Source organism: Psychrobacter sp. Ps1, from assembly GCF_022129425.1.
Taxonomy (GTDB): Bacteria; Pseudomonadota; Gammaproteobacteria; order Pseudomonadales; family Moraxellaceae; genus Psychrobacter.
Genome location: NZ_JADQAN010000012.1, coordinates 1 through 25,304, shown reverse-complemented (window position 1 = coordinate 25,304; position 25,304 = coordinate 1). Strand labels below are relative to the sequence as shown.

Here is a 25,304-nt window from a genome sequence, read left to right as displayed (position 1 = left end):
ATTTCAAAATATTCATTTGGATAAGGATACTTTTAAACACTAAGCCAACATAAATTAAGCTGGCTTATAACTATCACGTAAGCTAACGATTTGGTTAAATACTGGCTTATCAGTGCTGTGATCTTCGCTGTCAGAGATGAAGTAACCTTCACGCTCGAACTGGAAACGCGTGCCAGCATCTGCATTGACCAAAGATGGTTCAACCACTGCATTTAGCTCAGTGAGCGAGTTCGGGTTTAGCGCTTGATGAACATCAGCGACGCCACTTGGGTCCTCAGCACTGAATAGCTGCTCATACATGCGGACTGTCGCTGGCACACCTTGACTGGCTGATACCCAATGAATCACACCTTTGACTTTGCGGCCTTCAGGGTTGTTGCCCAAAGTAGCAGGGTCGATCGTCGCTTTTAGCTCAACGACATTACCATTTTCATCAGTGATATGCTCAGTGACGGCTAACACATAGGTGTTACGCAGACGAATCTCTGGCTTTTCTGGAGAGAGACGTTTGTAGCCTGCTGGCGGTTCAATTTCATAATCACCTTGGTCAATGTATAGCGTCTCGGTAAATGGAATCTCACGCTCACCCATATCGACGTTAGGATGATTAGGCTGAGTCAACCAAAGTGTCTGCGTCGTATCGTCAAAACGTGCATTAACGCTATCGGCTTTTTGTGACTCCCAGCTGCTGACCGCTTCGCTAAAGTTAGTGATGGTCACTTTTAATGGCTTTAGGACTGCCATACCGCGACCAGTAGTCGTCTCTAACGATTGACGAACACTAAACTCTAGTAAACGGAAATCAACCACACTATCCGCTTTGGTCACACCCACACGCTCACAAAAATCACGCAAGCCCTCTGGCGTATAACCACGGCGGCGCATACCAGCGACGGTCGGCATACGGGGATCGTCCCAACCGCTTACGATACCTTCATCTACCAGTTGCTTTAGCTTACGCTTACTGGTCAATGTATGATCAACGTTTAAGCGGCTAAACTCGTACTGATGCGGCGGTACGTCAAAGCCGATTTTTTCGATGACCCAATCATAAAATGGACGATGATCTTCAAACTCAAGCGTACATAATGAATGGGTAATTCCTTCTAACGCATCTGAGAGTGGATGAGCAAAGTCATACATCGGATAGATGCACCATTTATCACCAGTCTGATGATGCGCTTGATGCATCACGCGATAGATAACAGGATCACGTAGGTTCATATTTGGGCTAGCCATATCAATCTTGGCGCGCAAAATAGCCTTTCCTTCAGCGTATTTACCGTCTTTCATATCGTTGAAAAGCGCTAGGTTTTCTTCAACACTGGCATCACGATATGGTGAAGGCGTTCCCGCTTCATTGAATGAACCACGGTTTTCTTTGATTTGCTCAGGAGTTTGCAAATCAACATAAGCGTCACCTTGCTCAATCAACTGAATTGCCCATGCATGTAGCTGATCGAAATAACCTGAGGCATGATGTGCCTCGCCTGCCCACTCAAAACCTAACCACTGCACATCGTTCTTAATATTGTCGATGTAATCTTGCTTTTCAGCGGTTGGGTTGGTGTCATCAAAACGTAGGTTGCACACACCGCCGAACTCTTTGGCCACACCAAAGTTTAAGCAGATAGATTTTACGTGGCCTAAATGTAGGTAGCCATTTGGCTCAGGCGGAAAGCGCGTTACAATTTGCTGGTATTTTTGCGCATTGACATCGTCACGAATGATATTACGAATAAAATCGTTTTTTGCTTCATCTTTTTGTGCATTGTTGCTTGAGTGATCACTCATCGGGCATTGCTCCTAACGCAAATTGTCAGTTCATGGTGCGTGCCATCACGCATCACGAAACGTTTAAACTAAAGTGTTAAAATAAAACGAGAATATTAAAATAAAGCGAGAATATTAAAACTTAGATAGTGCGACCGCATTATCAAAATTTGCCAAAAATGGGTAAAGTTGCGTTATTCTATCAGGTTTCGCAAACGCATTAACAGCCTGATACATGACACGGGATAAAAAAGCCGTTAGACTACCCGTAACTTTTTAACCACCACTCACAATAGTGCTATTTAAGGCGCTGCAATCAAAAAGGAATATCCCATGGTAGACATGCCACCAGTAGTAGAACTTGAAACTAATATGGGTGCGATCGTTATCGAACTCAACGAAGAAAAAGCGCCAAAAACCGTAGAAAACTTTTTAAACTACGTAAAATCTGGTCAGTATGACGGTACAATTTTCCATCGCATCATTGATGGTTTTATGATTCAAGGCGGCGGAATGGACGCTGAGATGAATGAAAAACCAACCAATGCGCCTATCGAAAACGAAGCGGACAACGGCCTGAAAAATGATAAAGGTACTATCGCGATGGCGCGTACCCAAGATCCGCATTCAGCGACTAGCCAGTTCTTCATCAACGTAAAAGACAACGACTTCCTAAACCACTCTGGCAAAAACATGCAAGGTTGGGGTTACACCGTATTTGGTAAAGTAACAAGCGGTATGGACGTTATCGAAAAAATGCGCAGCGTACCAACTGGTCGTTTCGGTATGCATGCTGATGTGCCAAAAGAGCCAGTTGTTATCAACTCAGCAACCATCATTACTCAGTAATAGTCATTCAATAGCAGCTATTCAGTAATAGTTACTTAACGATAGCTGTGAATGAGCGAGCATTTTCTAGTAGAGTTTATTGAGTCATGCTTGCCATACGATAAGTCACGAGGACCAAGATAAATGCAAAGTTTTGATCACTTAATCACGACCCGCCCTCATCAAGTGCGGCAAGTATTGATTAGCGATTTGCATTTATCGCCTCAGGAGCCTGCCTTAGTGCAGGCTTTTTTGGCGCTGCTTGATGACTGCCTTGCCCTGCCAGCGCTCAAACACCTCTTTATATTGGGTGATTGGTTTGAGGTGTGGCTAGGTGATGATACGTATTTATCTCTATTAAAAGAAAAAAGGTCAGAGGATGAACAAATAACGCATTGGCTAACTCCGTTGATTGCAAAGCTAAAACAGCTACGTATCAATGGCTGTGAGATATTGGTCATGCATGGCAATCGTGACTTCTTGTTGGGTCAGCCGTTTTGTAATTTGTTCGGTGGTGAGCTTATCAACGAGCCATATACTTTGCCTGTTGGTCAGCAGAATTACCGCTTAGAACACGGTGACGCACTCTGTACTGATGATAAAAAATATCAGTTCTTTCGCAAAATTATGCGTAACCGTTTAATTCAGTGGTATCTGCTCAATAAGTCATTAGAAAAACGCTTGGCAATTGCAGACAACATACGTAAAAGAAGCCAACAGAATAATGCGAACAAAGCTGCGCATATCATGGACGTGAATGATAAAGCCGTACGTCAAGCCATTACTAGTAGCGATGCATTGTTGCACGGACATACTCATCGACCAGACATTCATCAGGCGACGGCTGATAAAAAGCGCTACGTGCTTGGCGACTGGCGATTGTTAGATAAAGACACCCGCCAGCCGAAAGTCAGTGCGGTGATTGGTGCAGTGACAGATAACGAGCATTCAAATGACAGCTTTAGTAGTAATGATGCTGGGTTTGAATTGTTTGAGTTTACAATGCTTGTTTGACTTGATCGTTGAATCTATCTAAAAAACAAAAGGGTCTGTTAAAATATCAACAGACCCTTTTGTTTTTTTACTACAATTCTTTTACTACACTTTTAAATAGCTTATCGCTTGCTAGCTATTTAAGGTATTAGCTTAAAGAAATGCTGACGGTAATGCTTTAGCTCACGGATAGAGTCACGAATATCATCTAGGGCTAAATGACTGCCACCTTTTTCGAAGTTCTTTAAGATATCAGGACGCCAGCGGAAACAAAGCTCTTTAATTGATGACACGTCAAGATTGCGATAATGGAAGAATCGCTCAAGCTCTGGCATTTGGCGCGCCATAAATCGACGATCTTGGCAGATAGAGTTACCGCACATTGGTGACTTACCACTATCAACCCATTTATTCAGGAACTTGATGGTCTCCGCTTCGGCTTCTGCCAATGTCACCGTACTACGACGTACACGATCGACTAATCCTGATTGACCATGCTGCTTGGTATTCCAGTCATCCATTTTATTTAAGACTTGATCCGATACTTTGATAGCAAACACAGGCCCTTCAGCAAGTACATTCAAATCTTCGTCAGTGACGACAGTAGCAATCTCGATAATCTCATCGTTTAAGGTATCAAGTCCGGTCATTTCTAAATCAATCCACACCAGCCCTTTTTTGCCTTGATTTTTGATTTTAATCTTGTTGGGATGGTCACCGGTAGTCATACAATATCCTATGGTCATTAAATTTTGGGACAGTTTTAAACATAATTTACAAAACGTATTGCGGTTGAATACTCATATTCAGGCAGGTTTGTCATGCACTGATTGATTCAAAAAATCTAGCAAGCAGCCAAAATATTACAAAACCACTGTCTGCCGCAGACGCTTTAGGCTGTATGTTAGCAAATTTTCACGCTACACTTAGCAATATTTTTATAATAGGTCAAAAACCCATGGCATTAATCCGGCAACGCAAACTGACTAAACAACAGATTCGTCGCATCGACAAGCAGCAACTGTCCAATCAAGATAGTATTGATGACAGTTTGATGGATGGCGTGGTCATGGCGCATTACGGTAAGCAACTAGAAGTACAAGTCACTAGCCTGCCTGCTGTTATACCTGAGCAGCCAGAGATTGCGCCTGATGATCCTGAGCCGTTTTGGCAAACGCTTGAATTGAATGATATCTGGCGCTGTCATGTGCGTACCAATCTACCGATGCTAGCTGCTGGCGATCAAGTGCGCTGGAATGCTGACTCTAATACTGGCTTTGGCCGTATCGAATCGGTCAAACCGCGTACATCGCTGGTTTCTCGTCCTGACCGCTACCATAAGCTCAAACCTGTTGCCGCGAATGTCGATATTTTGGCGATTGTTTTTGCACCATTACCTGCCGCCGCGCCAACGTTGATCGATCGCTATCTTGTGGTATGCCATCATGCAGGTGTCAAACCACTGTTGGTACTCAACAAAGCCGATTTATTGGCAGCAGAAAACGGCGTGGATACCAATGAGCTATTGGCACAATATGCCGCGCTTGGCTATGAAAGTGTTCTAACTTCGGTCGATTGCCCTGAAAATATCGCTGAAAGCGATGAGCAAGAAGGCCTTGATGAACTAAAACGCTATATAGATAAAAAGCTGGTCATCTTCGCGGGTCAATCTGGCGTCGGCAAAAGCAGTTTAATCAATGCCCTTCTGCCTGACTCTGGACAGAGCGTCAATATCATTTCGCAAAACTCTAAGCTCGGTCAGCACACCACGACGACCAGTCGACTGCTGCCATTCAATCCAGAAGATCTCACTCAAGGCGGTATCGTCGATACACCAGGAATTCGTGAGTATGGTATTTGGCACCTTACCCCTGATGATATTATTTCAGGCTTCGTCGAGCTGGCACCATTGGCCGGTGATTGCCAATTCCGTGACTGTCGTCACACCCATAACAGCAAAGGCTGCGCACTATGGCAAGCCGTAGCTGATGGTGAGGTATTACAGCGCCGCGTTGAAAACCTCGTTACGCTACGAGAAGAGGCAGATACTAAGCCTTATTAGTATTTGGCTTGTTACTGTTCGCTTTAATTAAACGCGGTCTTGTGAGTGGATACTTTTATTAGGCTGAGAAGATCCATAGATAGGTACAATAACCGCTCAATTACTGCCTGTGTCATCGCCCGTTTACTATAGATGGCCTTATCGGTATAATAGCGCCTTGTTCACTATCATTGGGCTGTCTTCTCAGCTTAATAGAACACTTATTTTTTTGGAGGTATGGTTTGGATCGTGCGCTGGAATTTGTGGGCAACCACCCGTTTTTATTTGGTATATTAGCCGTACTTGCTATACTGTTTTTTACGATTGAAAACAAACGTAGCGGTAGAAAAATATCGCCTAACACGCTTGGCATGATGGTCAATTCTCAAAACGCGCAACTTATCGATATTCGCGCTAAGAAGAAGTTTGAATCAGGCTATATTCAAGGCAGCCGTAACATACCGTTCACTGACCTCAAAGACCGCTTAGAAGAGATTCGCGCGATTGAGCAGCCAGTGATTATCATCTGCGACATGGGCGTCCAAGCAGGCGCTGCGATTCAGATGATTGGTAAAGATAGTGTCTATCGCTTAGAGGGCGGTATTGGTGGCTGGCAAGGCGCTGGCATGCCATTGGTTGGTGTAAAAGACGCCAAAGCAAAGGCTAAAGGTAAAACAAAACCAAGTCTAAGCAAGTAATAGACTTGTATAGGCGCTTAAGTGAAGCATTTGTACACATCGCTTAGCTGATGTTTATTCGACCTGACTAATGTTATCAGCGCTACCAACGCTATCAAGAAGACACCTTTTTATTGGGTGTCTTTTTTTGTGGTTTATTTTTTATGACCTATTTATCATGTTTTACAGCACTAAAATACGTTTTGAGCCAAAACGGCTTGAATTTGTTATGCCCATCCCCACTTTAGTAATGAGCATCACCGAATGCATTTGTACTTTACTCATTGATAACAGACTATACCAACGCTTAGACTATGATAATTTATCATGCTCTTTATAATACGTTTGTTATCCCATAAATTTATAAATAAGGATTTACCATGGCTGTATCTGTGAAAGTTTACACTACCCCTATCTGCCCATACTGCTCAAACGCCAAACAACTACTAAAAACCAAAGGCGTTGATTATGAAGAAATCGGCATGCACGATATGAGCAGCGAAGAGCGCCAAGCGTTGATGAAAAAAACCAATAACTACCGCACTGTGCCGCAAATCTTCGTTGGCGAAACTTTCGTCGGTGGTTTTGATGAGCTCAACCAAATGAACCAGCAAGGCAAACTTGACGAGTTATTGGCTGGTTAATCTGCTACCTTTCTTTACTGTTTGTCTTTATTTATGTAAGGATAGACAGTGTCAGGTTTTAATAGAGCAGTAAGAAGTAATGATAAAAAATATCGAGACAATACCAAAAAATAGTCTCGATTTATATTACAATGAACTTTTATTAAAATGACGATTTGCCCAATCATTTGATTTAATTTTAGAGGATTTACCATGGCTGAAGAACAAGCACAACCACAATTGGCACTAGAACGCATCTACGTAAAAGACATGTCACTTGAAGTCCCAGGCGCTAGCGTATTCACTAAAGAGTGGAATCCAGAGCTTGATATCAATTTGTCTAGCAACGCTGAAAAACTAGATGACGATCATTATCAAATCATCCTAACTGTGAGCGTTACTGCCAAAAATGCGGAAGAAGCCGCATTTATCGCTGAAGTGCATCAAGCAGGTATCTTCTTACTAAAAGACATTCCAGAAGATCAAATCGGTCAAATCCTAGGCGCATACTGCCCTAATGTGTTGTTCCCATATGCTCGTGAAGTCATCAGTGACATCGTGACACGTGGTAGCTTCCCACAATTGCTACTAGCACCTGTGAACTTTGATCAAGCGTATGCACAAAGCCAGCAGCAAGCACAAGTTGATGCTCAAGGTAATGCATAAGCATTAATTAAAATATATGAGCTCTACGAGTCGTATATTTGATAAAAGGCCGTTTACTTATAATGAGTAAGCGGTTTTTTTGTGGGTATGTTTTATGAGGCATAAAATTATCAGCCATAAAAAAACCCTGCTATTAAACAGGGTCTTCAATGACTACATCGACTGGCTAAATCAATTAGCTAACCTCGATAGTTAGCCTTTTAGTGCAGACAAAATTTGCTGCTTAACGTCATCGATACCTTGCGTACCATCAAACTTGTCATAGTTAGGCGCATCACCGCCTTCTTTAGCTTTGTCTTGGTAAAAACCAACCAATGCTGATGTTTGCTCATGATAAGTAGATAGACGGTCACGAATAGTCGCTTCTTGGTCATCTTCACGCTGGATGAGCGCTTCACCAGTGACGTCATCGATGCCTTCAACCTTTGGTGGATTGTGATCGACATGATAAACACGACCTGAACCTGGATGCTGACGACGGCCAGACAAACGGCTCACGATTTCGTCATCAGGTACGCTGATTTCGATAACATGGTCGATAGCAACATCAGCGTCTGCAAGTGCTTGCGCTTGAGGAATAGTGCGCGGGAAACCATCTAGGATACAACCATTCACGCAATCAGGCTTAGCGATACGCTCTTTCACTAGGTTGATAATGAGGTCATCAGAAACCAAACCACCAGCATTCATGATATCTTTGGCTTTTTTGCCAAGCTCGCTACCTTCTTTAATTGCTGCACGTAGCATGTCGCCAGTTGAGATCTGTGGAATATCATATTCTTTAGAAATAAACTGGGCTTGGGTACCTTTACCGGCGCCTGGTGGTCCTAGTAAAATAATACGCATCATTACACGACTCTCCTTAATAGATAGGATTTTGGGATTAATAAAACTCTGGGATTAGTTGTTTGCAAAGCTACCTTACCTTGTGGCCCTGCAAAGCTCAAGTATTTTCATTATTGATGTGACAAGTTGGCATGACTTATCTGTTCATACATGGTCACTTCAAGATAAAAAATAGCAGCATTGACTGCGTTTGAAACGCCCATTTATATATCTGGGTTCATTTCATATCTCTTTTAAATTAGAGCAATCATAGCACTGCTGCTCGCGTACGTACTGAGCAACAGCGTCTGTATAATAAATACCATTAGCGTCCAGTATTTATATTACTACTATGGCTATGGCACTTGCTGATTGATTTCCACGTTGACCTGATTTTGTTCTGCGCTGATAACCACGGGATTGCCCGAAAGGTCGCCTGACTCTGCAGTAGCATTGCCACTATGACTGATACGAGCGATGACCGCTAGCTGTACTTTATCAGAACGAGCCGATCTTAGGGTACGCTCTGGCATCATAGCATCAAGATCACTTAGACTAATAATCGCTTCGCCTTGTTTGATATTACTAATCGGTAGACGCTTAGCCGCAAATGGTGGACCACCTTTCACATCACGTATTGCTACGAATAGCGTATCGTCAGCTTTTACCAATGGTAACAGACTAGCATTTATTTTGACCGTTACTTCGACGCCTTCAGAGGCTTGCTGCTGCTGCATCACTACGTTAGCGCTAAGCTCATCTAGACTTGATAGCGCTTGCGTATGATCACCTGGTTTGGCCGCAATACTGTCACGCAGACGTTTAATCCAGCCTTGCGCTTGATCGAAGTTACTAGCACGTGCTTCACCCATCGCCATAAGCATTTGTGCGCCCTCATGCTCTGGGTTTTTGGCCAGTATGTTTTCTAACACTCGGCGGCTATTGGCATCTAACTGACCCTTATTAGCAAAGAAACTAATCTGCGCATAAGTGGTCGCAATTTCTTCGTTATCAGGTGATAGACGATAAGCGCGCGACAAAGCCTCTAATGCCGAATCAGTCGCCTCTAATGACAAGAACAGCTCTGATAAACGCATCCAGCGATTGTAGTCACTGGCATGACGATAGACGTTAGTCTGCATGGCACTAATCAGCTGATTGCCATCTTCAATTGCCCAAGCAGGTGGCTGATCGATTCTACCTGTTAATAAATCGTCCGCCACTTGACCGACTTTGTCCTCAGCAGCCCACAGCTCAAAGACAGGTGTGCGATCACCGACCATCAGATATGCCATAGCAGTCAATACAGGCACCCAAACCATAATAATCAATCGGCTCTTGATACCTGGCGTGACCATCGGTGACACTTCACGCTGAGCATCCAAAAGCTGACGTTCAAGCTCAAGCTTCTGGTTTTGATAGTGATGGTCATCAATGATACCACTGTCTTTATCTGTTTTCAGCTCTGCTAGTCGCTCACGAAACACAGCAACGTTGATATCCAGCAGTTGATTGTCCACGGGCTTACTATGCGAACGCGGTGCTCTTAACCACGGCTTAATGGTGATAACACCCAACAACAGAGCGACAAGTAAACTTAGCGCAATAAATAAGCCAACAGTAGAAAATATGGTCATTTTTTGCCCCCAAGGCTTGTAGTGTCGTCTTTGTCATCGTTATTGGCTCGTGACAATAAGCGATCAAGTTCTGCTTTTTCAGCGGCAGACAACGCTTTGACGTGGTTGTCTACTGCCACACCACTCTCGCCGCTGGCGACAAGCTGACGGCGTTTACTTTGCCAAAACCAACCGACCAATAAAACGATCAATAATAACGGTGGGAAAAACCATAAAATCCATGTTGAAGGACGTACTGGCGGCTTATAACTGATAAAGTCGCCATAACGCTCTTGCATATAGGCTCGAATCTCGCCGTCGCTACGACCATCCTTTATCAAATCATAGGTTTTTTGCTTTAGGTCTTGGGCAATTGGCGCATCAGACCCTGCCAAGTTCTGGTTTTGACATTTCGGGCAGCGCAGCTCTTCAATGAGACCGCGATACTGGGCTTCTTGTTGCACAGAATCAAAATCATAGACATCAATGGCAGCAACGCTTGCCATGCTGAATAGACAAGCAATTAACAAGCTTGCTAACTTTATGGTCACATTTCTTATTTGGTAGGCTATCATTTGCACGCCTCCGCAACTTGGTTCGGATCTGGACTGACACCATTATTACTAGCGTCATTGAGTACCATCAAGCAAGGTGTAATACGACTTTGCCAATTGCTCTCATTGATCTCACCGATGATATGCTGACGAATAATCCCATCACCATCGACGATAAAAGTCTCAGGCGCACCAGTCAGACCTAAGTCAAGAGCGAACTGCCCTGACAAGTCCTGAATAGACATAGAGAACGGGTCGCCACCGCGATTCAAATACCCTAACGCATCACCAATATCATCTTTGTAGTTTACGCCCACCAAGTTAACACCGCGCTCTTCTAGCTTCATCAAAAAAGGATGCTCAATGATACAAGTTGGACACCAAGAGCCCCAAATATTCATGAGAAATGGCTTATCTGGCAAGTTGTCATTGGTCATGATACGGCTGGTATCTGATAATAATGGCAGCTCAAAGGCAGGTACTGGACGCTCAAGCGCCGTATTGGTTACGATATCAGTCGGTTTGCCCAAACGCATATAGAGCATAGCGACCAAACCAATAAAGATAACCAGCGGAATCAAAAACCCAATTTTTAGTTTTTTCTTAGTTTTTACTTTATTGCTGCTTGGCGCTTTAATCCCGTTGACAGCCTCTTGCTGAGCTTTTTTATCAGGTTCATTATTTGAGGTAGTCATATTAACGCTCCCCTATCTTTGTAGCTGACGTATCCAAATCTGCAACCGTCGCAAAGCCTGATTTTTTGGCCGCGATTTGCGCAGGTGTTTTGGTTTTTTTGATACGGTAACGATTGTCTAGCATACTGAGCAATGCACCGAACGCCATGATAAGCGCACCCAACCATATCCAGCGGATAAGTGGTTTGACATAGATACGGAAAGCCCATTCATTGCTATCTTCAGCAATTGGCTCACCAAGTGCTACGTACACATCACGCATCAAATTGGCATCAATCGCAGCTTCTGTCATCGGCATCATACTGATAATATAGTTACGCTTCTCAGGATATAACGTGGTCACTTCTTGACCGTCTTTACTGACTGTTACTTCTGCTTGCGTAGCGTCAAAGTTACTGCCTTTGACTTCACTAAAACCTTTTACCGTAAAGTCATAGCCTTGTACATTGACACTGTCATTAGGCCCTAATGCCACATCACGCTCGATGCTCAACGTAGTGGTAAATGCCACACCGATAACTGCAATGATGACACCAATATGAGCGGTTTGCTGACCCCAATAACTCAGACGCAACTGACGTAAACCGTTTAAACGACTTGGTGCATTTTTAGTCTTGTCTTTGAAATCGACAACCATCCATAACAACACCCAAAAGCTCACGGCCAATGTGACACCGATATTTAGCATCGCTGATGGACTGGTGAAATAGGTGATAATGGCGGCCAATACCAAACTGCTCACCGCGATAACCATACCAGCACCCAATAGTGGGCGGCTGTCTTGTTTCCAGCGGATATTAGAGCCCATACCCATCGCGACCAGTAGCAGCCATGTCAACGGCACAAATAGAGCGTTAAAGTATGGAGGGCCAACAGATACCTGACCTAAGTTAAAGGCATCAGCAATAATAGGATATAGCGTACCAAGTAGTACCACTAAGGTTGAAATTAGAATAATAACGTTGTTAATCACTAAAAATGATTCACGTGAGATAAGTCGATACTGACTCTCGACCGTCAAACGCCAACCACGTACAGCAAACATCAACAGACCACCACCGACGATAATACCGAGGATGACTAGAATCACTAGACCACGCGTTGGATCAGCGGCAAATGAATGCACTGACGTAATGACCCCTGAACGTACTAAGAACGTACCAAGCAAGCTAAGCGCAAAAGCAAAGATTGCAAGCATGATTGTCCATGCTTTAAATACACCGCGTTTTTCGGTAACAGCAAGTGAATGCAGTAGCGCCGTCCCTGCCAACCACGGCATCAATGAAGCGTTCTCTACTGGATCCCAGAACCACCAACCGCCCCAGCCAAGCTCATAATAAGCCCACCATGAGCCAAGCGCGATACCGACTGTTAAGAAACCCCAAGCAGCCAATGCCCATGGACGCGACCAACGTGTCCATACCGCATCCAAACGCCCTTCCCACAGTGCTGCCATACAAAACGCAAATGGCACAACCATACCCACGTAACCCATATAAAGCATCGGTGGGTGAATAATCAGACCAAAATCTTGCAATACAGGGTTTAGATCCGCGCCATCAACAGGTAAATTGGGTAATGTGCGATCAAACGGTGATGAGGTAAAGATAAGCATCGCTAGCATCATCATCTGCACGCCTGCCAATATAACAAGCACTCGCGCACGCATAGACAACGGCAACCCACGACTGAAGTAAGAGACCAACGCACACCAAGTGGCCATGATGGTCATCCAAAGCAGCAGCGAGCCTTCATGCCCGCCCCATGTCGCCGACAGCTTGTAGTACCAAGGCAGCAATGTATTGGAATGCTGAGTGACATAGACGAGACTAAAGTCGTTGTAATAAAAGCCTGCCATCAGCGCAGCAAATGAGGTAATCATTGCCGCAAATTGCGCCCATGCTAGACTTGGCGCCAAACGCTGCCAAGCGACGTGGTCACGCATGACGCCAACGGTTGGTAGTACCACCTGCAAAATCGCCAATATAAAAGCGGCCAGCAAGGCAAAATAACCCAATTCTGTGATTAACATATGGTCTAACCTTGTTTACCTTGGATACAATTAAGGGTTCACCGATGGCATTGCTAGCCACTGGCAAACGCTAATAGTCCTTTATGCGGTCATAGTTTACGGTTAAAAACTGAGGTTTCAATTGCTGTAGAAGCACATAAAACCCGCTACTATCATTGTGACGTACCAATATGAATGATTGATACAAAATGCTTATCTGTTGTTAACTTTACATTTTTTAGTTATTCAAAGCTTATTCAATACAGCCGTTCATAACTAATTAAAAATAATTATTAGTGCATTATTGCATTGAGGGGAAAAATACTAACACTAAATGCAACCAACCTGCTAGAAAACCAGTCAAACCACCCAAAACAATCAACGTCATCTCATCCTCTCGGAAAGCTGGACGTAACAGATTTTGAAACTCATTTGGCGTGAGCGCACGTATTCTATCGCGAAACAGACCGAATATCTTACTGGCTCGGCTTTCATTTAGCTCAGGATCTCGCAGTGGTACCATTGTTGCGACAATAGACTTGTCGATAATGGTATTTTTGAGTTGTCCATAATCACGGCGACCCAATCCCACACGTAATGTCGTACTAATCACTGGTGACTCTAGCACCGTATATAGATGCGATTTCATCAAATCACGGGTTTGCGCTGAGCGATCGCCATACATCATTTCATTCATGATGTTTTCTAAAGTGACCAAATCCTTTACCACAATTTCAGCAAAAACCTCAGAAACTTCCTCTTGGCGCTTCATAAAGCCGCCTTGCAAACGATACTTTGCGATATGCGGTATGACGGGTTTGATAAATGGAAAGCGACTCTGCACCGTAAACAACTTCAAATAAGGTATAAAGTGCGGCTCTACTGGATTAAATACCATCCAAATGGCAATCCAATTGGTGAGAAAACCCCAAATTGCGGCAAAGAACGGTACGGTCCAATGCTGCGGCACCACCAAAAATATAAACATCTGGATAATACCAAATACCAGACCAATCAAAGCACTAATGTGCCAGATAAAGTCTATCTCTTTTTGACCAACCTTGAGAAACATATTGACCATCAAGCGACGATCGTTTTCCATCGTGTTGACAATCATTTTGCGCATATCGACCAAGTCTTCGACATGATAAGTCAAATCTGTCACAAGCGACTGCATAATACTGGGTAGCTCTTTATGGGCTTGCGCATAGACACGGCGCTTTAGGGCGTAAGGCAGATTGCCCCACAATGCTGGCGAGTGATCCAGCATAATCTCATCAATCAACGGCTCAAGGTTTTTGTCCACCGTATCAGTGACAAATATCGCCATTTGCTCAGGCTCCATCGCCTTAAAAAACTCATCAAGCGACCCGAGTTTTGAGAGCGTCTGGTCAACGATAACCCCTGATATCTTGCCCGCTTTGCGCGGAACGATACCTTGCCAACCGATACCTGGTAACCCAAAAAATGGGAAGTTTGGAATACGAATACCCCAGAACTTAACCGGATAAAACAGCATCTTGAGCGCCATCCACACGTGTACCCAAGTGACGAATGCCGTCACTGGTGGAATGGTCAGCATGGCAAAAAACTCTGGGTGTTCAGCTATCGTCTGCCATAATGAATTTACGTCCATGACTTATCTAGTCCCTGACAGGTTGATTGTCGTTGCTAATATTGTCGCTACTGATAACGAGACTTTAGCAAAATGAGAACGTTTCAAAAGACGCTCCGCCCATAATAACTACTATAAAATAAATCGCCTGATTTTAGCATACTTGCCATTTATTAGCACATATAGACCAGCGGCAAGTTGTGACTAAAGATGACATGGTTCATATCGTCTGTTAACCAATAAAAACCTAAATATAAGCAAGTGCTTGGTCAGTAGATAATCAAGACAAAATATATGACTGAGTACTGCGTCTGCTCATTTGTTCTGTTATAATTTGTAGTGCAATAACAAAGACTACCTGCGTATAAATGACTGCATAACGTTTTCACCCCATACCCTTCTATGTGATTGAAACCATTTGCATTATCTTTTAGACTCACCGCACTTTGGTTAACCAACCTGCCCTCTTATTTTTCTTTTATTGACTCACTGACCGTTTGGGCTCTGATCTTCTATGAATAAACCGATAACTCCCAATACCGAACAGGTCAACAGCACCTTTACCAATCGTATTATCATCTTTGGGATTATAATATTGATTGGTTTGGGCGGTTTGATAACACGTTATGGGTATTTGCAAGTCTACGCTCATGATCAGTACACAACGCAAGCCGATAACAACCGTATCAAACTGATATCTGCGCCGCCTAGTCGTGGGTATATCTATGATCGTAACGGGGTAATACTGGCAGACAATCAGCCTGTATTTACAGCGATGCTCAGCCCTGATGAGGTCGAAAATCCTGAGCGCACGTTGCATCTGCTTGCGCCGATTTTTGATTTAACCGATACAGATATTACTGATATCTTGGCGCGTCTAAGTAAAAATAAAAACGACCCTGTGACGATTAAAATCGATTTAACAGAAGCACAGTTGGCTCAGTTTAGTGAGCGTAAGCCGTTTTTCCGCGGCGTCTCTATCCAAAGCAAGCTTACACGCTCTTATCCTTATGATGAGCTGTTTGCCCATGTCATCGGCTATGTCGGACGTATCAATGACAAAGAGTCAAAGCGTATCGATAAAGACCGTTACGCTGGTACTGACCTAATTGGTAAGATTGGTATCGAAGATTACTATGAAGATATTTTGCTTGGGCAACCGGGTTATCAATCGGTAGAAACAGACGCACATGGTAATATCTTACGCCAGCTGGATACCAAGCCGCCGATAGCGGGTAACGATATTACGTTGAGCTTGGATTATGGTTTGCAAACCATCGCCCAGCAGCAACTTGATGGACGCCGTGGTGCAATCGTCGCGATAGACCCAAAAAACGGTGATGTCTTGGCATTTGTTAGTAATCCAAGCTACGACCCTAACCCTTTTATATCGGGTATTTCTTTCAAAGACTACGACGATCTGCGTGAAGATTTGGATCAACCACTGTATAACCGTGCGCTACAAGGTACCTACCCACCTGGCTCTACTATCAAGCCATTTGAGGGTTTGGGCGGTATTCATTATGGTCTACGCGATTGGAATAGCACCATCTATGACCCTGGTTATTTTAGCTTGCCTGGAGACACGCATCGATTCCGCGATTGGAAACGTGGCGGTCATGGCACGGTAGATCTAAAAAAATCCATCGCGATGTCGGTCGATACTTATTATTATAAGTTGGCTTATGAGATGGGCATTCAACGTCTGCACGATTGGATGGTACGCTTTGGTTTTGGTGAAGATACTGGTATTGATTTACCTAATGAAAAATCAGGCATCATGCCATCACCAAAATGGAAAAAAGACACTTACGATAAAGACTGGCTACCGGGCGAAACCATCTCGGTTAGTATTGGACAAGGATATTTCTTGGCAACACCGCTACAGATTGCCAACGCTACAGCCATGACAGCCAGTAAAGGTCAGCACATTACTCCGCATTTATTAAAGAGCAGTGACGGTGCTGCGGACGTCAAAATCATCACTAAGCCAGATGGCAAAATCGACTACAACGGTAAGCCGTCCGACTGGTTGCGTATGCATGATGCAATGGAAAGCGTGGTAGAAAATGGTACAGGACGCGGTATCTATACCCCGCGCTATCGTATCGCTGGTAAAACAGGTACTGCACAGGTGAAATCTATCGCGCAGGGCAAACGATATGACAAGTCAGCGATTGATAAGCGCCACTGGGATCATGCTTGGTTTAATGGTTTTGCCCCAGTAGAAGACCCGCAGATTGCCCTTGCGGTATTGGTTGAAAATGGCGGCGGTGGTAGTGCTGTTGCAGCGCCTATTGGCCGTGCTCTATTTGACTACTGGGTATTACAACGTAAGACAGATCCTGTGCTGCCACCTTCTGCTGATGAGCTAAAAGTTATTAAACGCCAAAAGGCTTTTGAAAAAGCGATGCGTGATGCCATTCGTGATAAAGAAGCAAAAGCATTAGAAGAGAAAGAAGCCGCGGAAGCTGAAGCGACAGCAGCGACGTCTGAGTAACTAGACGTTTAAGTAGTTAATAGTATAAAAAGTAAAACCTAGCAAAGAATTGGTAAGCGAGACACGATAATGAAAAAAACCTCAAATGGACGCGCACCAAAGAATAACCGTAAGGCGAAAAGTGCGGCAGCGGGTGATGTGCGCATTATCGGTGGTCAGTTTAAGCGCCGTATTGTAAGTTTTATCGATGCAGATGGCCTGCGCCCGACCCCAGATCGCTTGCGGGAGACTTTATTTAACTGGCTACTCGCTGACATTCATGATGCTCATGTACTTGATAGCTGTGCTGGCAGTGGCGTACTGGGGTTTGAAGCGCTATCTCGCGGCGCTGCCCACACGACATTTATCGAAATCAATCCAGCACAAAGTAACATGCTACGTCAGAGCGCTGAGCAATTACGCCTTGAGGCTGCTGCTTATCAAATCATCACTGGCACTGCTGAGCAAATATTACGTCAAGAGCAGCTGACTGCGCGCCCTTTTGACATCGTATTTATCGATCCACCTTATGCTCAGGATTTATGGCAGCCTATTTTGACTGCGCTTATTACCAATACCTTAATCAATACTGAAACATTAATTTATTTAGAAGCTGATAAAGATTTGTCAGCACAGCTTAAGCAGTTGGAAGCGTCGCTAAATGAGAATTTGGACTCTCAATCAAGCGTTACTCAGCAACCAATCGCTTTTGAATGTCTCAAACATACCAAAGTTGGACAAGTTGTCGCTGGACTTTATCGTCTATCATCGTCATAATTGTCAGGTTAATAAATACCATTAACAAACTTTACAAATGTTTAAAACCGCTAAAAAACTGGCCAACGCTGCAGTTTAATGTATATAAGGCGAAAATAAACCCCCAATGCAGCTTGCAAGCGTAGGCGCTACTGCTTATAATGTGCAGTCTGTTTTTTGAGAGCCCCGTTCCCAGCTAAACTCTCAACGAATTCTAATTTTAAGGTTTTATCATGAAAACACTTAGTGCAAAACCAGCTGAAGTGACCCATGACTGGTATGTCGTAGATGCTGACGGCAAAACCCTTGGTCGCTTAGCCACTCAAATCGCAACTCGCTTACGTGGCAAGCACAAGCCTTCTTTTACTCCGCACGTTGATACTGGTGACTTTATTGTTGTCATCAATGCTGACAAAATCACGGTAACGGGTAAAAAAGCACAAGACAAAAAGTACTATCGTCACAGTGGCTACCCAGGTGGTATTAAAGAAACCAACTTCAATAAGTTGCTTGCACATAAGCCTGAAGATGTTCTACACAAAGCAGTTAAGGGTATGCTTCCAAAGGGCCCTCTTGGCTATGCGATGATCAAGAAGCTGAAACTTTATGCGGGTACTGATCATCCACATACTGCACAGCAACCTAAAGAACTAGACATCTAAGGATATACTTATGGAACGCAATTACGGAACTGGTCGCCGCAAGACGTCTACTGCTCGTGTATTTTTATCAAAAGGTACTGGTAGTATCGTTGTTAACGGTAAGCCACTTGATGAATACTTCAGCCGTGAAACTTCACGCATGGTTGTACGTCAGCCATTAGAACTACTAGACTCTGCTAACGCATATGACTTATATGTAACTGTTGCAGGCGGTGGTATTAGTGGTCAAGCTGGCGCAATCCGCCACGGCATCACACGTGCATTAATCGAAGCTGACGAAACTTTGAAACCTGCCCTAAAAGCAGCTGGTTTTGTTACTCGTGATTCACGTCAAGTTGAACGTAAGAAACTGGGTCTACGTAAAGCACGTAAACGTCCACAGTTCTCAAAACGTTAATCAAAACTCTCTCTTATCTTTTTGCTGCTGTTGTCTTTTTCTCAGAGCTTCAGTGGCAAAGTTAAATAAGAGTCTGGTTTTGCAAAACCTTATAAGCTGGTCACAGCTTATAAGGTTTTTTTATGCCTACTGATAGCGTGTTGGTTATCTGACTGACTTCATCAAACCAGCTTTATTTTATGGTGATAATCAACATGAGCACCTTGTTTCGACACTACAAAGTAGAGCGTCTGTAGAAATTCTAACTTGCAAAGCATTACACGCTACCCCATCATATCAGTAACTTTTTATTATTTGCCATGATGCCTCAAACCGTGCTGCAGAAGGATATTATGAAAGCGCCAGAACAATTTGACCCTAGCAAACCATCTGCCAATAGCAGCGTGTCGCCTAGCATGAAACAGTCGGCTAAGTCGCCTGCGATACCGGCTGGCACACCGACAATTACTCAAAATCATAAGCGTACAGCGCAAGCAGATAACAAGCCATTTCAGTGGCAGTTCTTATTACCCAAGAATTGGGGCATCTGGTTATTATTCTTAATAATACTACCGATGATATATCTGCCATTACGCTGGCAATTTTGGCTAGGTCGTAAGCTCGGTATATTGATTTATAAAATTGCTGGCTCACGTAGACGCGATACATTAATCAACCTGAAGTTGGCGTTCCCAGAGAAGCCTGAAGCTGAACGTGAATTAATGGCCAAGCAAGTATTTGTCAATCAAGGCATTGGTGTGTTTGAAACGTTATGCGCTTGGTTCAGGCCCAATATATTTACTAGAACTGTATCCATCTCAGGGTTACAGCATATTGTTAATGCGCAAAATGAGCAGCGACCAGTTATCCTGCTAGGTGCACATTATACGATGCTAGATTTGGGTGGCTTATTATGTGCGCAGTTTTTCCCAGTAGATTGTATGTATCGTACACAGAATAACCCTCTATTAGACTGGTTTATTTATAATGGTCGTACCAATATATTTGGTAAGCAAATCTCTAGTCGTGATATGCGTAGCCTAGTTACCTCTATCAAAGCAGGACACGTCATCTGGTACTCTCCTGACCAAGACTATGGTCTCAAGCAAGGGGTCATGGCGCCATTCTTCGGTGTGCCTGCCGCAACCATTACTGCATCGCGTCGCATGGCGAAATTGGGTAGCAAAGCACAGCCACCAGCTGTTATGGCACTGCATACTTATCGGCAGACACCTGACAATTTGCCGCATGGTAAACGCCCTCATTATCATTTGACGATTACGCCAGAATTAGACAACTATCCAAGTAAAGATGAAGTCGCTGATGCCACTCGGGTCAATGAAGTTTTAGAAGGACTCATTCGTATTGATCCCACCCAGTGGATGTGGTTCCATCGTCGTTTTAAACATGGGCCAAACGGTCGTACTGATATCTATAAGTAAGCCTTTATTCCCAAAAATACTGGTGAAGTTTGCTATACTTTGCGGCTAATATTTTGCATTTTAGCTATGCACTGATAATAATTTGATAAACAAAATAACGGATTTTCCATGAGCAATAACAGTACTCCTGACAATCAAACTTCTGATACTTCAACCGAAGCCAAGCGCATCCTGACTGGTATCAAGCCAACTGGTATTCCGCATTTAGGTAACTATGTTGGTGCGATTCGTCCAGCGATTGAGTCTATTCAAAATAGTGATCATGAAGCGTTTTTCTTTTTGGCAGACTACCATGGCATTATCGGTTGTTATGACCCTGCTATCATTCATGAATCGACGAGAGCCATTGCAGCCACGTGGATTGCTTGTGGTCTAGACCCAGAGCGTGTGACATTCTACCGTCAGTCAGACGTACCTGAAATTCCAGAGCTTGCTTGGATTTTGAACTGCTCATGTGCCAAAGGTTTGATGAACCGCGCCCACGCCTATAAAGCAGCCGTTGATATCAATACAGAAAAAGCCGATGTCGATCCTGATCAAGGTGTCACCATGGGGTTGTTTGGTTATCCAGTGCTAATGGCGGCTGATATCTTGATGTTTAATGCGACCCATGTACCTGTTGGTCGTGACCAAGTACAGCATATCGAGATGGCGCGTGATATCGCAGGTACTTTTAATCATCGTTATAAGTCGCTTTTCACGCTACCGTCCGCAGTCGTTGATAACGATATACCGCTGCTTACTGGGCTTGATGGCCGCAAGATGAGTAAGAGCTATAGCAATACGATTCCCCTATTCGGTGAGCCAAATCCACAGGTCAGTCCTGAAAAACAAATGCATAAAGCCATCATGAAAATTGTGACTAACTCACAGCTACCTGATGATCCAAAAGATCCTGATGACTCAGCTATCTTTGAGATTTATAAAGCATTTGCGACCCCTGAAGAGATTGCTGATATGCGTGCGCGTTATGCCGCTGGTATTGGCTGGGGTGACGCTAAGCAAGCTCTGTTTGATAAGATTAATGACGAAATCGCGCCATTCCGTGCACGTTATGAAGATCTGATGGCCAATCCAAAAGAGCTAGAAGAAATCTTGCAGATGGGTGCGGATAAAGCCCGTCGCCATAGTCGTAAGCAACTAGACAAAGCTCGCCGTGCTATCGGTATCCGTCCGCTTGCTAAGCTTAAATAATCGTTGCTGGAATAGTCGTTTTACTGGCGCAATTTATTATCAAAGCGGGTGCTAAACGTGCAAACTGAACCAAACACCAAGCAGGCGGCTTTGTCTAAAGCCGCCTTATCTGCTATGGCTGATTCAATCTCTGAGCCTATGGACAATCAGAATGAGCCTGATGAATCAGTCAACCATGATATGTCGCTACGTATCTATCAAACGCCTGTGCAGCATTTGCCAGAAGATCTATATGTACCACCGCAAGCCTTTGCTATTTGGTTAGAGCAATTCGCTGGTCCATTGGATTTTCTATTGTATTTGGTCAAAAAGAACAACGTCGATTTGACCCAGATGCCCATTCTGCCCATCACTGAGCAATATTTAGCTTATATCGGTGAATTGGATACCGAGCACTTTGAATTAGCGGGTGATTATCTGCTAATGGCATCAACGCTCATCGCTATCAAAACCGAACTACTATTACCCGCCCCTGACACCCCAACCGATGAGCGTGACCCAAAAGCAGAACTGATCGAACGCCTCGAAGAATACGCGCAAATCAAAGTGGTCAGTCAGCGCTTAGACAATCTAGTACGTCTAGAGCGCGATGTGTTTTTGGCAATGGTTAGTATGCCTGGTCAAGATGTTATGAATGCGGAACTGCCAAGCTACTCACCTAACTTGCTGATTGATAGCTTATTTAAAATGCAACTACAGCCTGACTATCAAATGCATACAATCAAAGTTGATGCAGTACCCCTTGCCGATCGTATTGCCAGTATTAGCAGGCAATTAAGTACAGATGGGGCGCGCTCCTTTTATGAACTACTAGATAAAGCACAAGGTAAAATAGGCGTGGTCGTAAGTTTCGTCGCCGTACTTGAGCTTATAAAGCGACAGTTGGTTGGTGTTGTCCATACTGAGGTAGATAGCGATATCGTCAACTCTGCTCTCAATGACGAACCGTCTGATATGGATAGTGAGCCTACCGCACTTACGTTACAGTGGCTTGCCTAGCAGGCTCTAAGACTGTCTCCTAGCCCATTCTCTATCAAAATCACAATATTGAAATAAGAGCATACTTTAGATGGTAGATATTGAAGACCCAAAGCAACATGACGAAACCCAAGAATCAACAGCTATGACTACATCACCATCAGCTGAAGCGCAGCATGATTCTTTGGAAGAGATGAGTAAACGTATCGAAGTGCTGTTGCATGCGTCAGAGGCACCGCTGACAGCTCACTCGTTAAAAAAACATTTGTCATTATCTACTAAAGAATTAAAGCAAACTTTGGAAGTACTCCAACAACGCTTAGATACAGGTGTGCTTAGGCTACATGAGACCGCCAGCGGTTATCGTTTACAGATATCTGATGACTATAGCAGTCTAATTCAGCGTATTTTTCCGCAGCGTCAGGAACGTTTGAGCCAAGCTTTACTTGAAACCCTAAGTGTCATTGCTTATAAACAACCTGTGACACGCAGTGATATCGAGCATGTGCGCGGAGTAACATTATCGAGCAATATACTGCGCCAGTTGTTTGATAAAGGCTGGATTGTGGAGAAAGGCTTTAAAGATACTTTAGGCCGTCCTGCATTGCTTCATACTACTGCGCAGTTTTTAGATGCCTTTGGATTAAGCCATTTAGATGAATTACCACCTATGCCAGATATGGAAACCATACGAGCCATGTCTTAAATTTTCTGCTGAACAAACTATAGTTACTCACATAAAAAAGGACAGACCTCATAGGATCTGTCCTTTTTATTATGTTGCTAATTTTGAACTGATAATCAAAACCTAGCAATATATCTGTTAATTACTGATTAATCACATCAACACCCTTTGGCGGTGTAAATTTAAACTGACTGCTACCAATACTTGGATTCATTTTGATACCGCTAAACTTGATAGAAGTTGTTTGACCCAAGGTGTCATTCAATACCATCATGACAGGTTTGCCACCACTAAAGCTTATTGAAAGACTTTTGAAACTTGCGCTGTCTGACTTCGGATAGAGCACATAGTAGTTTTTGTTGTCATATGGCTGAGTGATTTTGAAGTTTTGATCAATCTTGCTTGGATCACCTGACAGTAGCAAAGCTGGCGTATTACCTACTTGGCTGTCGACATTCTGCTTAGTCGCTTGCTCTAAATCCTTGTCATAAACCCACATAGAGTTACCATTAGCAACGATCAACTGCTCTGATGGTGACTTGGTTTCCCAACGGAAGTTATTTGGACGTTGTACACTCATAGAGCCTTTAAACGTACCACTACTCGCGCCTTTAGTCGTTTGACTAAAATTGGCTGTCATACTCTTGGTATTGGTCAGCAATTTGTTCAGACGTTTAGCAGCTGTTAGATTATCAGCAGGAGCTGCTGTAGCCGTTTGAGTCAATGCCATCATTGGCGCTGAGATACCTAGCGATGTCATTAATACACCTGCTAAAGCACCACTCATCATTTTTTGTTGGGTTGATTTTTTCGTAGATAAGTTCACCATAAATCCTCTCTAAAAAAGCATAATCGCTTTAAAGTTGTCGCTAAAATAAAATGTTCTATTGAAATTTTTGTTTTCTATAAATACTGATTTTACCAAGCTAAAGCTGGTAACCATCAGCAATGGCAACAGTGTGCCAGTTTTTTTATTACGCGCCTAGTCATGATTTGCAATCTTTACTACGGCTGCCATACACGCTTGTAACCAATGCAGTTACACGGTAAAAGTTTGCATTTAGCATCATTAATTGGCAAAACTGTGTTAATGAATACAGCTAAACTTTTAAACAGGTAAGTCAATAGTTTAAAAAAGCAAGAAATATGTCTACTACGACCGAATACTCATACTAATTTTGGTAAGCAATTTAATTATTATGACTAATGCTTTCCTTAAAAGACGACGTGCTTCCTGCCTTCCATCATTAATAATGCATAAATTAATAAATAAAAATTCGCTAGGAATCCTACAAAAATAGCCATGATGATGAAAGTTTCAGTTCCCTCTAAATAACTTCTCATTACTTTAGAGTTACCCGCTGAAGTAAAACCAAAAAACCAAACCCAGCCTAAGTTGATAGCGATAAGTAGCGATGCAGTTATAAAGATAGATCTTTTGGGATTTTCTCCCACTTCATGATTCAACTTATCTGAATTTCTTGCAGCTAATTTGAATTCTCTGACAACCTCAAATGACAATCCTTTTAAAAAATAAGCAGCTGTTATAGCAATAAAAATCATTATGAAGTACAAGACTGTAAGGTCATTCAACAGTCTTATTCTACCCGAGGCTAGCTCCATGGATTGAGCGAAGGGTGTTATTCCCGCAAAATCCGAGAAATAATTTCCAAACATTAACGGCGTAAAAAACACGAGCGCGAATCCATAAAGATAGATGTATTTAAAAGGTGATAAGTCGAGACCATCCCAGATTCTGTGTAACTGCCATTTAGATTAAATGCTTACTAATACGGTCATCAAACATAATCATAA

Annotated in this window: 24 protein-coding genes; 14 read left to right on the top strand and 10 right to left on the bottom strand. The window is 43.4% G+C overall.

Annotation, left to right across the window (positions count from 1 at the left end):
- Positions 1–54 precede the first annotated feature (54 nt).
- Positions 55–1,794 (bottom strand): glutamine--tRNA ligase/YqeY domain fusion protein, encoded by a 1,740-nt coding sequence (locus tag I3249_RS07690; RefSeq protein ID WP_238069379.1) that lies wholly within the window; start codon positions 1,792–1,794, stop codon positions 55–57.
- A gap of 312 nt (positions 1,795–2,106) precedes the next feature.
- On the opposite strand from I3249_RS07690, the gene I3249_RS07685 reads away from it, so the two are divergent.
- Entirely contained in the window at positions 2,107–2,622 is a 516-nt protein-coding gene (locus tag I3249_RS07685; protein ID WP_057760980.1) for a peptidylprolyl isomerase, read from the top strand.
- A gap of 123 nt (positions 2,623–2,745) precedes the next feature.
- The gene (locus I3249_RS07680; RefSeq protein WP_238069378.1) at positions 2,746–3,615 is read left to right on the top strand and encodes a UDP-2,3-diacylglucosamine diphosphatase; all 870 of its coding nucleotides are present in this window, start codon (positions 2,746–2,748) and stop codon (positions 3,613–3,615) included.
- Positions 3,616–3,734: 119 nt separating this feature from the next.
- On the opposite strand, the gene orn is transcribed toward I3249_RS07680, so the two are convergent.
- Entirely contained in the window at positions 3,735–4,322 is a 588-nt protein-coding gene (orn, locus tag I3249_RS07675) for an oligoribonuclease (protein WP_057760984.1), read from the bottom strand.
- A gap of 230 nt (positions 4,323–4,552) precedes the next feature.
- On the opposite strand from orn, the gene rsgA reads away from it, so the two are divergent.
- From rsgA to secB, 4 genes are all read left to right on the top strand, one after another.
- Positions 4,553–5,656 carry a ribosome small subunit-dependent GTPase A gene (rsgA, locus tag I3249_RS07670; protein ID WP_238069377.1) on the top strand — a complete coding sequence of 368 codons (1,104 nt, stop codon included), beginning with the start codon at positions 4,553–4,555 and terminating at the stop codon, positions 5,654–5,656.
- A 221-nt stretch (positions 5,657–5,877) separates the two neighbouring features.
- Entirely contained in the window at positions 5,878–6,333 is a 456-nt protein-coding gene (locus I3249_RS07665) for a rhodanese-like domain-containing protein (RefSeq protein WP_057760987.1), read from the top strand.
- 359 nt (positions 6,334–6,692) lie between these two features.
- Entirely contained in the window at positions 6,693–6,956 is a 264-nt protein-coding gene (gene grxC / locus I3249_RS07660; protein WP_238069376.1) for a glutaredoxin 3, read from the top strand.
- Positions 6,957–7,148: 192 nt separating this feature from the next.
- Positions 7,149–7,601, top strand: a complete 453-nt coding sequence (secB, locus tag I3249_RS07655; RefSeq protein ID WP_057760989.1) for a protein-export chaperone SecB — start codon at positions 7,149–7,151, stop codon at positions 7,599–7,601.
- 192 nt (positions 7,602–7,793) lie between these two features.
- Here the strand turns inward: secB and adk are convergent, their stop codons facing one another.
- The 6 genes from adk to I3249_RS07625 form a co-directional block, all read right to left on the bottom strand.
- A complete protein-coding gene (adk, locus tag I3249_RS07650) occupies positions 7,794–8,447 on the bottom strand; it encodes an adenylate kinase (protein WP_179798483.1) in 654 nt (217 codons plus the stop codon).
- A 335-nt stretch (positions 8,448–8,782) separates the two neighbouring features.
- A complete protein-coding gene (ccmI, locus tag I3249_RS07645; RefSeq protein ID WP_238069375.1) occupies positions 8,783–10,063 on the bottom strand; it encodes a c-type cytochrome biogenesis protein CcmI in 1,281 nt (426 codons plus the stop codon).
- Positions 10,060–10,617, bottom strand: a complete 558-nt coding sequence (locus I3249_RS07640) for a cytochrome c-type biogenesis protein (protein ID WP_238069374.1) — start codon at positions 10,615–10,617, stop codon at positions 10,060–10,062. Before I3249_RS07640 ends, ccmI begins: the two co-directional genes overlap by 4 nt.
- Entirely contained in the window at positions 10,614–11,291 is a 678-nt protein-coding gene (locus I3249_RS07635; RefSeq protein WP_238069373.1) for a DsbE family thiol:disulfide interchange protein, read from the bottom strand. The genes I3249_RS07640 and I3249_RS07635 overlap by 4 nt, the downstream gene beginning before the upstream one ends.
- 1 nt (position 11,292) lies before the next feature.
- The gene (locus I3249_RS07630) at positions 11,293–13,323 is read right to left on the bottom strand and encodes a heme lyase CcmF/NrfE family subunit (RefSeq protein ID WP_238069372.1); all 2,031 of its coding nucleotides are present in this window, start codon (positions 13,321–13,323) and stop codon (positions 11,293–11,295) included.
- Between the two features lie 280 nt (positions 13,324–13,603).
- Positions 13,604–14,938, bottom strand: coding sequence for a hypothetical protein (locus I3249_RS07625; protein ID WP_101206367.1), 1,335 nt, complete (start codon positions 14,936–14,938; stop codon positions 13,604–13,606).
- Positions 14,939–15,431: 493 nt separating this feature from the next.
- Here I3249_RS07625 and mrdA point away from each other — a divergent pair, with 493 nt between their 5' ends.
- The 8 genes from mrdA to scpB all read left to right on the top strand — a co-directional run bounded on the left by mrdA (position 15,432) and on the right by scpB (position 23,510).
- Positions 15,432–17,417 carry a penicillin-binding protein 2 gene (gene mrdA / locus I3249_RS07620; protein ID WP_238069371.1) on the top strand — a complete coding sequence of 662 codons (1,986 nt, stop codon included), beginning with the start codon at positions 15,432–15,434 and terminating at the stop codon, positions 17,415–17,417.
- A 69-nt stretch (positions 17,418–17,486) separates the two neighbouring features.
- Positions 17,487–18,173 carry a 16S rRNA (guanine(966)-N(2))-methyltransferase RsmD gene (gene rsmD, locus I3249_RS07615; RefSeq protein WP_238069370.1) on the top strand — a complete coding sequence of 229 codons (687 nt, stop codon included), beginning with the start codon at positions 17,487–17,489 and terminating at the stop codon, positions 18,171–18,173.
- A 212-nt stretch (positions 18,174–18,385) separates the two neighbouring features.
- The gene (rplM, locus tag I3249_RS07610; RefSeq protein WP_057761004.1) at positions 18,386–18,814 is read left to right on the top strand and encodes a 50S ribosomal protein L13; all 429 of its coding nucleotides are present in this window, start codon (positions 18,386–18,388) and stop codon (positions 18,812–18,814) included.
- A 10-nt stretch (positions 18,815–18,824) separates the two neighbouring features.
- Positions 18,825–19,211, top strand: a complete 387-nt coding sequence (rpsI, locus tag I3249_RS07605) for a 30S ribosomal protein S9 (protein ID WP_021813618.1) — start codon at positions 18,825–18,827, stop codon at positions 19,209–19,211.
- Positions 19,212–19,543: 332 nt separating this feature from the next.
- A complete protein-coding gene (locus tag I3249_RS07600; RefSeq protein ID WP_238069368.1) occupies positions 19,544–20,632 on the top strand; it encodes a lipid A biosynthesis acyltransferase in 1,089 nt (362 codons plus the stop codon).
- Positions 20,633–20,740: 108 nt separating this feature from the next.
- Positions 20,741–21,826 carry a tryptophan--tRNA ligase gene (locus I3249_RS07595; RefSeq protein ID WP_238069366.1) on the top strand — a complete coding sequence of 362 codons (1,086 nt, stop codon included), beginning with the start codon at positions 20,741–20,743 and terminating at the stop codon, positions 21,824–21,826.
- A 138-nt stretch (positions 21,827–21,964) separates the two neighbouring features.
- Positions 21,965–22,825, top strand: coding sequence for a segregation/condensation protein A (locus I3249_RS07590; RefSeq protein WP_238069439.1), 861 nt, complete (start codon positions 21,965–21,967; stop codon positions 22,823–22,825).
- 124 nt (positions 22,826–22,949) lie between these two features.
- A complete protein-coding gene (gene scpB, locus I3249_RS07585; RefSeq protein WP_201571332.1) occupies positions 22,950–23,510 on the top strand; it encodes an SMC-Scp complex subunit ScpB in 561 nt (186 codons plus the stop codon).
- A 121-nt stretch (positions 23,511–23,631) separates the two neighbouring features.
- Here the strand turns inward: scpB and lolA are convergent, their stop codons facing one another.
- Positions 23,632–24,318: an outer membrane lipoprotein chaperone LolA gene (lolA, locus tag I3249_RS07580; RefSeq protein WP_238069364.1), complete on the bottom strand. Its 687-nt coding sequence runs from the start codon at positions 24,316–24,318 to the stop codon at positions 23,632–23,634.
- A gap of 386 nt (positions 24,319–24,704) precedes the next feature.
- Positions 24,705–25,184 (bottom strand): hypothetical protein, encoded by a 480-nt coding sequence (locus I3249_RS07575; RefSeq protein ID WP_238069362.1) that lies wholly within the window; start codon positions 25,182–25,184, stop codon positions 24,705–24,707.
- Positions 25,185–25,304: the final 120 nt, after the last annotated feature.

Coding starts and splice junctions, on each gene's coding strand:
- I3249_RS07690 (WP_238069379.1), bottom strand. CDS start 1,794: ATGAGTGATCACTCAAGCAACAATGCACAAAAAGATGAAGCAAAAAAC.
- I3249_RS07685 (WP_057760980.1), top strand. CDS start 2,107: ATGGTAGACATGCCACCAGTAGTAGAACTTGAAACTAATATGGGTGCG.
- I3249_RS07680 (WP_238069378.1), top strand. CDS start 2,746: ATGCAAAGTTTTGATCACTTAATCACGACCCGCCCTCATCAAGTGCGG.
- orn (WP_057760984.1), bottom strand. CDS start 4,322: ATGACTACCGGTGACCATCCCAACAAGATTAAAATCAAAAATCAAGGC.
- rsgA (WP_238069377.1), top strand. CDS start 4,553: ATGGCATTAATCCGGCAACGCAAACTGACTAAACAACAGATTCGTCGC.
- grxC (WP_238069376.1), top strand. CDS start 6,693: ATGGCTGTATCTGTGAAAGTTTACACTACCCCTATCTGCCCATACTGC.
- secB (WP_057760989.1), top strand. CDS start 7,149: ATGGCTGAAGAACAAGCACAACCACAATTGGCACTAGAACGCATCTAC.
- adk (WP_179798483.1), bottom strand. CDS start 8,447: ATGCGTATTATTTTACTAGGACCACCAGGCGCCGGTAAAGGTACCCAA.
- ccmI (WP_238069375.1), bottom strand. CDS start 10,063: ATGACCATATTTTCTACTGTTGGCTTATTTATTGCGCTAAGTTTACTT.
- I3249_RS07640 (WP_238069374.1), bottom strand. CDS start 10,617: ATGATAGCCTACCAAATAAGAAATGTGACCATAAAGTTAGCAAGCTTG.
- I3249_RS07635 (WP_238069373.1), bottom strand. CDS start 11,291: ATGACTACCTCAAATAATGAACCTGATAAAAAAGCTCAGCAAGAGGCT.
- I3249_RS07630 (WP_238069372.1), bottom strand. CDS start 13,323: ATGTTAATCACAGAATTGGGTTATTTTGCCTTGCTGGCCGCTTTTATA.
- I3249_RS07625 (WP_101206367.1), bottom strand. CDS start 14,938: ATGGACGTAAATTCATTATGGCAGACGATAGCTGAACACCCAGAGTTT.
- mrdA (WP_238069371.1), top strand. CDS start 15,432: ATGAATAAACCGATAACTCCCAATACCGAACAGGTCAACAGCACCTTT.
- rsmD (WP_238069370.1), top strand. CDS start 17,487: ATGAAAAAAACCTCAAATGGACGCGCACCAAAGAATAACCGTAAGGCG.
- rplM (WP_057761004.1), top strand. CDS start 18,386: ATGAAAACACTTAGTGCAAAACCAGCTGAAGTGACCCATGACTGGTAT.
- rpsI (WP_021813618.1), top strand. CDS start 18,825: ATGGAACGCAATTACGGAACTGGTCGCCGCAAGACGTCTACTGCTCGT.
- I3249_RS07600 (WP_238069368.1), top strand. CDS start 19,544: ATGAAAGCGCCAGAACAATTTGACCCTAGCAAACCATCTGCCAATAGC.
- I3249_RS07595 (WP_238069366.1), top strand. CDS start 20,741: ATGAGCAATAACAGTACTCCTGACAATCAAACTTCTGATACTTCAACC.
- I3249_RS07590 (WP_238069439.1), top strand. CDS start 21,965: ATGGACAATCAGAATGAGCCTGATGAATCAGTCAACCATGATATGTCG.
- scpB (WP_201571332.1), top strand. CDS start 22,950: ATGACTACATCACCATCAGCTGAAGCGCAGCATGATTCTTTGGAAGAG.
- lolA (WP_238069364.1), bottom strand. CDS start 24,318: ATGGTGAACTTATCTACGAAAAAATCAACCCAACAAAAAATGATGAGT.